The following is a 13,060-nucleotide window of genomic DNA, read 5'->3' as shown; positions in this document are numbered from 1 at the left end:
AATTCGCAAATAACCGCAACAACCTGTCTGACTATGATCAGTACGGTGAGCTAGCAGAAATATCCATTTTCCGAAGCGACTATCTTTCTCTTAAAGCTTCCTGACGATGTTTCAAGAGTGGAGTCAGGAAAAATTCAATAACTCTGCGATATCCGGTTTGAACCTCTGCGGTTATTTCCATGCCTGGTATCAGGTTGACATCTTTTCCTTCCACCCGTATGTGGTTACTCTCCATCCTGAGTAACATGCTGAAAATCAGGCCACGCTGTTCATCGATAATGGCGTCGTCAGAAATATTGATAACTTCGGCATTAATGACACCATATCTGGTAAACGGAAAGGTATGTATTTTGACTTCTGCCGGCATGCCTTCATGGACAAAACCGATATCCTGATTACTCAGAAATACTTCTGCTTCCAGTATCTGTTCATCAGGTACGATCAGCATCAGTTGCTGTGCTTCAGTCACCACGCCGCCAACCGTGTTAATAGATAGCTCCTGTACCTGCCCGGACACCGGGGCGTACAGGATGCGTTTGTCGTTGAGGTCGAGGGCTTTATTCAACTCTTCACGAGTGCTGGTCTGTTGCTGGTGCAGGCTGGTGATTTCCGATAATAGTGAGGTGCTGATCTGGGCATAATACAGATTGATCTGCTCGCGGACCTCGGCGGCTGCGGCCTGTAACTGAGCCATGTTTTGCTGCTCGGCGGCGAGATCCTGGAATTGTTCAATACGTTCCTGTTCCACTTGCAGATAATTGATCTCCGAAATCAGATCTTTATCCATCAGCATTTTCATGTTTTCTGCCTGTTTGGTGACAATTGGCAGGGTTTGCTGCAGCTTACTGACAACCTCACGTGTGGCTGCCTGCTGGGCCCGAACTTTGGCCAGGGTGCTCGATAACACGTTCATCTGTGCTCGATACTGCTGCCATTGTTGTTGTAACAGCTGGCTCTGCAGGGCCTGTTCTTCAGCGGTAACATTCATGGCCGGATCGAAACTGATCGGCGGGACAATAATGAGCTTTTGCTCTGCTTCCGGTTGTTGCAGTAATTGTAATAACGCCTGGTCAGATACCCGCCGTATTTGCAGATTATGCAACTCCGCCTGCAGTCTTTGAGCATCAGCAAGCGTCAGGGCAGGATCGAGTTCAACCAGTGCCTGCCCCTGTTCGACGTGATTCCCTTCGCTGACCAGGATGGCCTTAACCACGCCTTTTTCCAGCGGTTGTATCTGTTTGACCCGGGCACTGGGAATAATTTTGCCCTCGGCGCTGGCAACAATATTTACCTGACCGAAAAATGCCCAGACCACTGCCAGAACAAACAGCACCAGCAATACCCGGGCAAGCCACCGGGCTTTGGGATGGGGTGGGGTTTCCTGAATCTCCAGGGCTGCCGGCAGAAATGCAGCAATCGTGTTCTGGTTGTCATTGTTACTGGATTGGTCATTGCTGCGGCGCCATGCCTCACGTAACTGAGTTAACTGATTCATCCAATGCGTCCTTTATGGCTGGCTGATCGACGTTCCACCCGAAAGGAAGCATTACCTGGCTGAGAGGTATGCAGTTCAGTGGGACCTTGAATCGCGGTGGCAGGTGTTGATGGTGGTTCATTCTGGTAGCTGTGCAAACGAGCGTAATAACCTTGCTGATGAAGCAGTGTCTGATGACTTCCCTGTTCGACGATACGGCCCCTCTCCATCACGATAATGCGGTCGCACTGACGAACCGTGCTGAGGCGGTGAGCGATTATAAATACGGTTCGCCCATGGCAGATGCGTTTCATGTTGTTCTGGATCAGTCGCTCGGATTCATAATCCAGCGCGCTGGTGGCTTCATCAAAAATGAGAATACGAGGGTTGTGCAGCAGTGCCCGGGCAATGGATAAGCGCTGACGCTGACCACCCGAAAGATTGCTGCCCTGCTCGCCGACCAGGGTGTCATACCCCTCCGGCAGTTCGACGATGAACTCATGGGCTCCGGACATTTTTGCAACTTCAATGATTTGTTCCATGGGTACCGACGGGTCTGCCAGAGCAATGTTTTCCCGGATACTGCGGTTAAAGAGAAAATTTTCCTGCAATACCACACCAATCTGACGTCGCAGCCAGGTGGTGTCGACAGTGGAAAGATCAACACCATCAATCAGAATTCGTCCTGTTTCGGGAATATACAAACGTTGTATTAACTTGGTGATGGTGCTTTTTCCAGACCCGGACCGGCCGACGATACCGACCACCTCCCCGGCACCGATTTGTAAGCGGATATCCTGAAGTATTAATGGCGCATCCACCCGGTAGCGAAAACGCACCTGATCAAAAATCACTTGGCCCTGTACCTGAGGCAGGCGTGAGCGGTTGGGATTAAAGCCGGGTTCGCGGGGCGTGTTGAGAATATCACCCAGGCGTTCGATGGAAATTCCGGCCTGTTGGAAGTCCTGCCATAACTGCACCAGTTTCAATACCGGAGAACTGACCCGTCCAGCCAGCATATTAAAGGCGATCAATTGGCCAATGCTGATTTCACCATTGATGACCAGATGCGCACCCAGCCAGATAATTCCAAGAGTGGTAAGTTTATTGACCAGGCCGGCCACCTGATTGCTGATATTGCTGAGATTCTGGCTGCGAAATGAGGCATGTACATAACTGGATAAATGATCTTCCAACTTGCGCCGCATTTGTGGCTCCACAGCCATGGCTTTGACTGTACCAATGCCGGTAATGGACTCCGTCAGAAAAGCGGTATTGGCAGCACCGTGCTTGAACTTCTGATTCAGGCGATGACGCAGAACCGGTGCAACGACGATGGAGAGCAATACATAAAATGGAATAGCGCCGAGAACAATATAAGTCAGCGCCGGACTGTAATACCACATGACCGCCAGGAACACGCAGACAAAAAACAGATCGATCACCAGCGTCAACGCAGTACCGGTAATAAAATTCCGTATGGTGTCGAGTTCACGTACCCGGGCAACATTTTGCCCAACCTGTCTTGATTCGAAATAAGCCAATGGCAGATTCAATAGATGGTTATACAGACGTGAACCTAATTCAACATCAACCCGGTTGGTGGTGTGGCTGAACAGATAATTACGAAAACCACCGATAAATGCTTCAAAGACCACAATAATAAAAAAGCCGATTGCCAGCACATCCAGAGTCATAAAGCCCCGATGCACCACCACTTTATCCATGACCACCTGAAAAAACAGGGGAATGACCAACGCAAATAGCTGTAAGAAAAACGAAGCCACCACAACTTCAGTAAACAATTTTCGATATTTGATCAGGGAGGGAATAAACCAGGAGATATCGAATTTGCCCTGACCGGATTCTCCGATGCCCGGCCTGCGGGTCAGCATGATGAGTTCGCCTGACCAGCATTGTTCGAAGGTTTCCTGTGACAGTGATTCCGGTGTTGTGTTTGTCGGATTCTGGATCAGCAGGCTGCAGGTGTCAGACTCATTCGTGGATACTCTGGCAACGATAAAATAGCTGCCATCGCGATGTTTGGCGATAGCCGGAAGAATACGATTTTCCAGCTGTGTCAAAGGGAGTTTTATTTTTTTGGCTTTGAGGGTCAGAGATTTTGCCGCTAACAGAATTTCCGTGTCGGTAAAATCTGATCCAGGTATCCCGAACTGATGTTTCAGTTGTTCAGGTTCAGCCGGCAGTTGATGAAATCTTGCAATGGTAATAAGTGCCGTTAATCCGGTATCCATAGACGGTTACATCACTCGATCATAAAAAATGCAGGTATCGGAAAATTTGAAAGGGATTTTTTTAGAAATTGATAATTAACATAGTTATTTAACATTTTATTAAAAATCATAATCCCACTAACAACTATACCGACTGCATGGATAATTTCCTTTTTTACCGTTTTGTAAGCGTAGTCAGCAATAGGCAATTATAATGAGAACGAAATTAATTAATTTTTTTGTTTTTCATTTTTTTTGAAACAAGAAATTTTGAGGAATTTTTAATACTATCGAACCTGTATTTTGTGGAATAAAAATACAAATTGAGCTGCATTGTCATTGAGTTTTTAAAAACAGGGAATAAAGGCTACTTGTCGGACAAATATGATTGATTTTTGACGACACAGAAATTGCACCTGCTGCGATGTTTCCATGTTACAAATCTGAACGCTGGCTGAATCAGTTATTCCCTCTTTAACCAGTGAAAATAAAACTCACAAAAACTCACCGATTATTCACCGCCATTCGGAAAAATGCGTTTCCAGGGGCTGATGTCCATGCCCATTCACTGAATCTCAAGAGGAAATGCATATGTTCTCTGACATGTTGATGATCTGGTCCGATCAGCCCGGCACTTCGCTGGCGATCTGGCTGGTCGTAATGATTACCGTACTGTATCTGGCCCGGGTACCGGCACACCAGATGATCAAAACCACGGGTCGCACCATCTATCGTTTTATGCGCACTTCTGCACGGGCGATCACTCATGTGGAACAACAGGCAATCAGGCGCAATAAGGAAGTCATCCTGGCATTGGGTCAGGAAGCGACTGAAAAAACCATTGAACGGGAATTTTCCAGGGTCAACGACATCGTTGCCAAAGATCTGAGCCATTACCCAGCTCTGCACCGGCAGATCATGGATGCCATTGAGACACTGGAAAAGGACTATCAGGCTGCGACGGATGCGGCACCGCTGCCACCGGAATGGCTGAATGTGGTGGAAACCATTTCGGCATTACCCAAACAAAGTGACCCGATGGTTTCCAATATTCTGGAAAACATCAAAGAAGAAGTGATTGCGGCACATGAGGAAACGCTGAAGGCCTACCAGAAGTCCAGTTCTGAACGCCACCGTTTGCTCAGCGCTATGCAGCCTCAATGGCGAGGACTCACTGGTCTGATGGAAAAAGCCAAAGGTGCAGTGGAAATTTCCCATGAACGGGCGGAGTCCATTGATCAGCAGATGGCCACTTATGAAGCCATTCGGGATCAGGACGACAAGGTTGCCAGGGCGTTGACCGTGTCATCTATGACTCAGTTTTTTATCGCCGGCATGGTGCTGTGTGTGGCTGTCATGGGTGGTCTGATCAACTTCCAGCTGATTGCTGTGCCCATGTCTGAAATGGTCGGTGGTACCAGCTACGTCGGCTCTTTGAAAACTTCGGATATTGCCGCGTTGGTGATCATTCTGGTGGAAATTGCCATGGGTCTGTTCCTGTTGGAATCAATGCGCATTACCCGTCTGTTTCCGGTCATAGGCCACATGGACGACAGGATGCGCCGGCGCATGATGATGGTGACGTTCTCAATCCTGTTCATCCTGGCCAGTATTGAAGCATCGCTGGCATATATGCGTGATCTGCTGGCGCTGGATCGTGAAGCATTGCAGCAGTCTCTGACCGGTGCTGGTTCCGGAGTAGTGGAGGCACAGTTTCGCTGGATTCCGTCTATAGGTCAGATGGTCATGGGATTTATCCTGCCGTTTGCTCTGGCGTTCGTGGCGATTCCTCTGGAGTCCTTCATCCACGCGGTCAGAACGGTTATTGGTGTGGCCATGGTAGCGGTGCTGCGGACATTGATCATCAGTCTGAGACTGGTCGGCGGGTTTGCCAATCACTCCAGCAAAATGCTCGTACATCTCTACGACATGCTGATCATGGTGCCCTTGACCATCGAAAACTGGGTACGTGATGGTTTGAAAGCCCGCACCCGTAACACCGAAACAGAAGCCTATGACGACGTGGAAGAACCGGTATTGATGGCGGAAAAAATTGGCGAAACCGTTGATGAAACTACCGCACCAAAGGCTGGAAGCAGCCGTAAAAAGACCGCGACCAACCGCAAAAAACGCACCGAACCCGTGATCGATGATGACTTGGCGGCGCAGGAAATATAGGAGCATAGCAATGAAAAAATTATTGATGTCACTCGGTATCTCTCTGGCGCTAATGAGTTGCAGCCAGCCAATGCCGACCAATAAAGCGGTATACCTGCTGATTGATACCTCAGGTACCTATACCGAAGAACTGAACAAGGCCCAGGCGATTCTGAATTATCTCCTGGCCACACTGGACAGCGGCGACTCCGTCGCTGTTGCCCGAATCGACAGCGGCAGCTTCAGTGAAAAAGATATTATCGCCAAGGTAACACTGGACGAACGTCCCAGTGTTGCCAATGATCAGAAACGTTCATTTAAAGACAAGATGGATGACTATGTTGCTACAGTGAAAAAAGGCAGCGCCCACACCGACATTACCGGCGGGGTGTTACAGGCAACTGAGTATTTGAATGAGACCGGGGCCGGTGAAAAGTATGTACTGGTGTTTTCGGATTTGGAGGAAGACCTGGAAAAAGGTCATGTACGGGATTTTCCCATTACCCTTCAGGGGATTCATGTAGTCGCTCTGAACGTTACCAAACTGCGCAGCGATAATATTGACCCGCGTGAATATATGACTCGATTGGAAAGCTGGCAGACCCGAGTGGTGAATGGCGGGGGCGACTGGCGGGTCATCAATGACTTTGAGCATCTGCACACGCTGATTGCCGCACGATGAACAATGCTGTTTGTGGTCATCAGGTTCTGGTGCCGGATCAGGTTTTCGGGCGAGGGTTGAAGAAGAGTTCTACAACCGCCCGACAGATCAATGATCCGGCTTTTTTATTCAGGGATATACCTGATCAGGCACGATCTCTGTGGCGTTTTTCCATTTTTTACGCTCCGCTTTTTTATCAGCAGCTGTTTCGGTTTCTGCTGAGTCTGTGGTTTCCGCTTCTTTCGGCGTCACACTGTCTTCAGTCGGTTGCGTTACGGATGGCTGCTCTGTCGCTGAGTCGATGGCTGTGGGTTGGGTGGTGACTTCCTCAGCACTGTTCTGTGGAACGGCTTCCCCGGTTGCCTCAGCTTTTGGCGCCACCTGGGCGGGTGTTGTTGTCTTCGGTGTGCTGCCAGGCAGTAAGAAAGAGGTTTTTTTGAAGACTACTTTGAAACCGATGCTCATGACGGTTGCACCATTTTCAAACGGCGCCCGGTAAGTGGCTGCGAGCCCCAGATCGACAGGCCAGCTGTCTGGCAGATGATATACCCCGTCGGCCTGCAACTGATAACCAAAGTCGCCAATACCGGTGTTGTCTTTGAAAGTATCGTCAACATTCCCGAGAGGTGTTTCGGTATAGCGGTCTGTGAAATCAGAAATGCCATAGGCCAGGCCTCCACCGAGCCAGAGATCGAACCATTGAACTTTTGGAATCCGAGCCTGTGCCAGGGCCGCAAAGTCGAAACTGCTGACATCTTCATGAATGACTTCATCGTCACCGGCAAAGTGGTCATTGAAATAACTGAGATTCAGCCCTGCACGATAATTTTCCTGGAACCGATAGTAGCCTCCCAGGGTGTAGCGCAGGCTGGTCTGGGTGTCGGTATCTTCAGTGGATGAATGAGAATATGAAAATATGCCAGGGTTGATTGAGACATCAAAACTGAGTGGCTCGTAACTGAATGCAGAGCTGCTGGCAAAAAGACTTGCGGCGGATAGTAAAATCAGCTTTTTCACGAAAAATTTCTCCTTAATACTTAACGCTGTTTTCCTTTCTAACAAAGTAATTGCTTCACGGAAGGAAAAAATGACAGATAGTCTTGAGATGTGAAGCTCAGGCGCCAGAGACCTAATCTTGGTTGTGGTCTCTGACTTGTTGAATTCTAGCTATTTTTCAGACAATTTCAGCGAAAGAAGAGAAAAAAAATCAGATTTTGTCGTAATTTTGCGACATGGCCGACAATCATAGCGTCAGTCCCGAACCCTTTTAGCAAAAGAGAAGATCTTATGGCAGGCAAAGACAGACAAATTACCCTTAGATTTCTGGCGGAGCCGTCAGATCAGAACTTTGGTGGCAAAGTCCATGGTGGAGCGGTTATGAAATGGATCGATCTTGCGGCCTATGCCTGTGCAGCAGGCTGGAGCGGTCACTATTGCATTACTGCCTACGCTGGTGGTATTCGCTTCGTCAAACCTATCCTGGTCGGCAGTATTGTTGAGGTTTCGGCCAAAGTGATCTATACCGGCCGGACCTCCATGCATATCGGTCTGGATGTCCGGGCCGGTGATCCGAAGGAATCAGAACGTTATCTGACCACTCATTGTATCGTCATCATGGTGGCAGTGGATGAGGAAGGTAAGCCCACGGATGTGCCGGAATGGATCCCCAGCACTAAAAAAGACAAGCGATTGCGGGAGTCAGCCATTCGGTTGATGGAAATGCGCAAAAAAATCGGTGCGGAAATGGAGGCCCATGTCAAAAGCTGAAACGCTTGTGGTAACAGGGCGCTGCCTGGATATCCAAGGCACCACCCTGTCGGGGGGTGTCACTGTGTGCGGTACCGCTGGATCTCTCCCACGACTTCAGAAAAGCGCCGGTTGGCTTCGGTTGAGCTGTTGACGGTCGTGGTGACGGCATCCAGAACGTTACGGGATTGTTCGTTGATGATCTGAATATTGTTGTTGATGTCGTCCGCGACCTGAGATTGCTGTTCCGATGCAGTGGCAACGCGCTCGATGGTCTGGTTCAACGTGTCGATAGAACTGAATAACGTGCGTACCATTTTGACGTTTTCGAAAACTTTGGCTTCTGTGTCTGAAGCAACCTCCGAACAGTTTTGCATCGATGTCAGTGCTGACTGACCCGAACTGACCAGTGATTCGATCATTGAGCGGATCTCCTCGGTCGAACCCTGGGTCCGTTGCGCCAGGTTACGCACCTCATCAGCCACCACCGCAAATCCCCGGCCCTGCTCTCCAGCCCTGGCAGCCTCAATGGCGGCATTGAGCGCCAAGAGGTTGGTTTGCTCCGCAATCGATTCTATCGTCAACAGAATGCTGCTGATCTCTTCAGTATGGCTGGTGACCTTTTGTATGGCTGAGTGGCCCTCTTCCACTCCCTTGTGCAGGGATTGAATTGAATTCAGAATGATCTGCATCCGTTCACCGCCTTGAGTGCTCTGGGTTTTGATTTCATCGGTTTCCTGAGCAGCCAGCTGCATATCTTCAGAAATAACACCGCTGGTTTGGGACATTTCATGAACGGCGGACGCGACCTGATCGATGCGGGAAAACTGGTCCTGATTTTCCTGTAGGGCCCGTTGCGAGAATGACATCATCTCATCCATGCTCGAGCGGGATTCAATCGCTTTGTCGAGCAGCATGCTGAAAGAGGAAGTCAGGTGGTCCAGGTGATTGTTCAGCGCATCAATGATGTCACCAAACTCATCTGAGGAACGGAAATTGACACGTTCGGATAGATCCCGCTGTTCTGAGACCGCCTGCAATACCTGATGGATATTTTGTACTTTTCTTCGGGTGAGCTTGATAAACAGGCGTAGCAGCAGTAATAGAGGAAACAACGTTGCTGCGGTGAGGGCAAGCAGTACATTGCGGGACCAGAACTTATTACGGGTAATGGATGTCGCCGTGTTATGGACTTCAGCAGAAATGTTGTCTGCCAGTTGTTTGACCTGTGTGATCCGTTGAGTGGCCAGATTGAACCAGTTGGATGGGCCTGATATGCCATTATTTTCCGGATTGTTACTGAAGCGACTGGTGATGGAATCCACTTCTTTCCAGGTCGGCTGGGCCATGATGTCATTCAGCATTGCCTTATCCGTTGCATTGGCATAGGTCTGAAAATTGGCCAGCCAGAATTGTTCATCACTGATATAACCGGACACCTCCGACTTGAGCTTATCGTTGGCAATACCGCTGGCAAAGATACCATTGAGTGCTCCCCTGTATTGGCCAATGCGTTCTTTCATCCACAACAGGCTCAGACGAGCTTCCAGCAGTTGGGTGATATCTGGTTCGCCGAGTTCACTGAGCAATCCCTGAATAGAGTTTAGAGCCCGGCGGTTAAGTGTTGAATAGTAATTGAAGGCACCGTTGTTAGGATCGAGGCGGTCCACTTTCTGACGAATAGCGGCTTTTCCGGATAAAAACGAGATGATCGGTTCTTGCAGTTTACGAAGATATTGTGCGGGGAGTCTCTGAAAGTCCTCTGCTGACAGAGATTTCAATGCATTGCCGGTCTCATCTGCTACCTTCCGTTGTGCGAGCAGAGCGTCACGACCCTTACTGCCTCCCGAACCAAGGAACCCGGCTGTCAATCCCCGTTCCACAGCATGGGCATGTGCAACAGCATCCAGATATTCAGACAGTTTGACCAGGTCTTCGGCCAGTTCTGCTTCCTTAATATTCTGGTTGAAGATATTCGTCAGTAACATCACCAGAACCACAGCAAAAGCCGATGGCAGCAAACAGGCAGCGGCAATAATATGCGATAGCTTCAGGTTGGAAAGAAAATTCATCTGGTTTTCCCCATAGACTCATTCAGTTATTGATTCATCTAAACAGATGAAGGATCAAAAATGACAAATGGATGTAAGGTTTTCTGATTAACACTGAAAGGCACTACGACCACATTATTGTGATGAGTAGAACAACTTAAAAACAGACTTGTTCCGTGGAGAGCATTTCAGAAGTCCCATTATAGTCATTATCGGCCAGCGTGAAGAAAAAATAACCATAATGGGCGAAAACGATACTGTTTTTTGAGCCAGCCACGAGCCGTGGCTGGCTATGGTAATTTCCGTCGTTCAATAATGCCGTTACTAAAATTCGTCCCAATCATCATGGGCTTCTTTGACTGCTTGGGATTTTCTTGGCGTAGCGATAGTTGACTTGACGGGTTTATTGCGCGCTGGTTCCTGATGTTCGGAGTGGAGTACTTTAGTCACCATACCGGTGTTAAAACGCCCAACCGCTTTGGCCAATGCCCGGGCCTGTTCTTCGAGGGATTGGGCGGCGGCGGCGGCTTCTTCAACCAATGCGGCATTTTGTTGAGTGACACTGTCCATTTGACTGATGGCCTGATTGACCTGCTGAATCCCGGAGCTTTGCTCTTCGGACGCGTTCGCTACTTCGCGCATGATATCGGTAATACGTTTGACCGCTGACATTATGTTTTCCATCGTATCCCCAGCCTGTTGTACCAGACGGGTGCCACTTTCAACTTTCTCAACGGAATTAGCGATTAATTGTTTGATTTCAGTGGCCGCATCAGCTGAGCGTTGAGCCAGACTGCGTACTTCACCGGCAACGACCGAGAAGCCTCTGCCCTGTTCGCCGGCACGGGCGGCTTCAACCGCGGCATTCAGAGCCAGGATATTGGTTTGAAATGCAATACCATCTATGACCGTTATGATGTCTGCAACTCGCCTGGAAGCATCATTGATACCGCTCATATTGCGCACGACTTCATTGATAACTTCGTTGCCTTTGGCTGCAATATCCGATGCATCGGCAATAAATTGATCCGCCTGACGGGTATTCTCTGCATTCTGTTTAACCGTGGTGGCCAGTTCTTCCATGCTTGCGGCGGTTTCTTCCAGCGACGAGGCCTGTTCTTCGGTTCTTGAGGACAGGTCAGTATTGCCGGCGGCAATTTCACCGGCAGCGCTGTTGATGCGCTCACCCGAGTCCGTTATCTGGATAATAATATCGCTGAGGTTTTTGATGGAGGAGTTGACCGCATCACGAAGAACCGAGAATTCGCCTTCAAAATTCCCTTCCATTGTGTGCGTCAGATCACCATCGGCTAAAGATGACATCACAGATCGGGTTTCGGTCAGAACTTTTTCAACCATCAGTTGGTAACGCTTCTGGTCGCTCACGTCAGAGGCATATTTAACAACTTTGTATACTCTGCCGCTGGCGTCGCTGATCGGGTTATAAGACGCCTGAATCCAGATTGCCTCACCATTTTTGTCCAGTCGTTTGTACTCTCCGGCGTCATACTGACCTTTCCCGAGCCGCTCCCAGAATTGTCGATACTTATCACTGGCCGCATATTCCGGATCCACAAAATTACGGTGGTGTATGCCTTTTACTTCTTCGCGTCGATATTTGATCAGGCTTAAAAATATATCGTTGGCATCGATGACGGTACCATCCAGATTAAACTCAATCACCCCCATGGATTTACCGATGGCGTCAATCTGGCCGCGATAATTGGCATTGCGTACCTTTTCGTCAGTGATATCTGTGGCATATTTGACGACTTTGTAAACCTCATCATTCTGATCCCGGATCGGGTTGTAGGACGCCTGGATCCAGACTTCCCTCCCCCCCTTGCCAATACGTTTGTATTCATCGGCATCATATTCCCCGCGCCTGAGTTTTTCCCAGAAGGACTGGTATTCCGGGCTGGCGGCATAGGCAGGGTCTACAAACATTCGATGGTGCTGACCTTTGATTTCGTTCAGTTCATAACCGAGCAGACGCAAAAAATTGGGATTGGCATGGATCACCGTACCATCGACATTAAATTCGATTACGCCCATTGATTTGTTGATAGCCGCCACCTGACCTTTCAGGTCATTGAGTTCGGTATTGTCATTTATAATTGCCTTGCGAATACGGTTGAATAAACCACTTTTATTCTGTTGTCGCATATGAACTCCATATTCAAAACATCGAATGCCTGTCAGGCAGCTATGTCGGCTATTCCAATGTGAAAATAGTGACCGGGTTAATTTAAATTTCCGTTTACTTAGGTATAGCAGCAAATGCGGGTAACAGTATTGACTCATCCAAAAGTACTATCGCGGTGAATGATATTTTCCGATACAGCAACGTCGCAGCCAGATGCCAGTGCACTAAAACTAATCGCTCTGGTCGAGTGGCGGATACAAGCAGTGAGGGTCCTGTCAACAGATGTATACGTTCATGGCACTTTCGCTGAGGGCGCTATTCCAGGGGACATGTGCTGTTGACAGTACTCTTTCTCATCAGCTGAAGCGGACTATCCGGTCAGTCAAGCTCATACAGGTATTTTTATATCTACTGATCCGTTGGTGTGGGGCAAAAGGCGGATTCCATGACTGATCATCGGAATGGTCGATAGACACCGGATTTGGTTATTACCATTTGCGTGCTGATTCCGGTAAATCAAACCACGGATGTGAGACCGGTCTCATAATCAATAATATTCACAGGTACCGCAGATCTACCTGCTTGTGTGGT

General features: G+C 48.8%; 8 protein-coding genes. 3 read left to right on the top strand and 5 right to left on the bottom strand.

Translation table 11 applies throughout. The features are described 5' to 3' along the window. Nucleotides 1–79: 79 nt before the first annotated feature. Both YC6258_RS02315 and YC6258_RS02310 read right to left on the bottom strand, forming a co-directional pair. Nucleotides 80–1,495: an HlyD family type I secretion periplasmic adaptor subunit gene (locus tag YC6258_RS02315; RefSeq protein ID WP_044615617.1), complete on the bottom strand. Its 1,416-nt coding sequence runs from the start codon at nt 1,493–1,495 to the stop codon at nt 80–82. Next, the gene (locus tag YC6258_RS02310) at nt 1,492–3,729 is read right to left on the bottom strand and encodes a type I secretion system permease/ATPase (RefSeq protein WP_044615616.1); all 2,238 of its coding nucleotides are present in this window, start codon (nt 3,727–3,729) and stop codon (nt 1,492–1,494) included. Before YC6258_RS02310 ends, YC6258_RS02315 begins: the two co-directional genes overlap by 4 nt. 570 nt (nt 3,730–4,299) lie before the next feature. Between YC6258_RS02310 and YC6258_RS02305 the strand changes: the two genes are divergently transcribed. Continuing rightward, on the top strand, nt 4,300–5,886 hold the full coding sequence (locus YC6258_RS02305) for a hypothetical protein (RefSeq protein WP_044615615.1): 1,587 nt from the start codon (nt 4,300–4,302) through the stop codon (nt 5,884–5,886). A 10-nt stretch (nt 5,887–5,896) separates the two neighbouring features. Next, a complete protein-coding gene (locus YC6258_RS02300; protein WP_245627002.1) occupies nt 5,897–6,547 on the top strand; it encodes a vWA domain-containing protein in 651 nt (216 codons plus the stop codon). A gap of 108 nt (nt 6,548–6,655) precedes the next feature. Here YC6258_RS02300 and YC6258_RS02295 read toward each other — a convergent pair whose 3' ends face one another. Continuing rightward, entirely contained in the window at nt 6,656–7,543 is an 888-nt protein-coding gene (locus YC6258_RS02295; protein ID WP_044615614.1) for an outer membrane beta-barrel protein, read from the bottom strand. Between the two features lie 270 nt (nt 7,544–7,813). Between YC6258_RS02295 and YC6258_RS02290 the strand changes: the two genes are divergently transcribed. Next, nucleotides 7,814–8,293 (top strand): acyl-CoA thioesterase, encoded by a 480-nt coding sequence (locus YC6258_RS02290; protein ID WP_044615613.1) that lies wholly within the window; start codon nt 7,814–7,816, stop codon nt 8,291–8,293. Between the two features lie 59 nt (nt 8,294–8,352). Here YC6258_RS02290 and YC6258_RS02285 read toward each other — a convergent pair whose 3' ends face one another. After that, the gene (locus YC6258_RS02285) at nt 8,353–10,344 is read right to left on the bottom strand and encodes a methyl-accepting chemotaxis protein (RefSeq protein ID WP_044615612.1); all 1,992 of its coding nucleotides are present in this window, start codon (nt 10,342–10,344) and stop codon (nt 8,353–8,355) included. Between the two features lie 303 nt (nt 10,345–10,647). Continuing rightward, nucleotides 10,648–12,489, bottom strand: a complete 1,842-nt coding sequence (locus YC6258_RS31125; protein ID WP_211264614.1) for a methyl-accepting chemotaxis protein — start codon at nt 12,487–12,489, stop codon at nt 10,648–10,650. Between the last annotated feature and the right edge of the window lie 571 nt (nt 12,490–13,060).

This window comes from Gynuella sunshinyii YC6258 (assembly GCF_000940805.1).
Lineage (GTDB): Bacteria > Pseudomonadota > Gammaproteobacteria > Pseudomonadales > Natronospirillaceae > Gynuella > Gynuella sunshinyii.
Note: the sequence above shows the minus strand (reverse complement) of the source record. Positions and strands in the feature narration are given on the sequence as shown.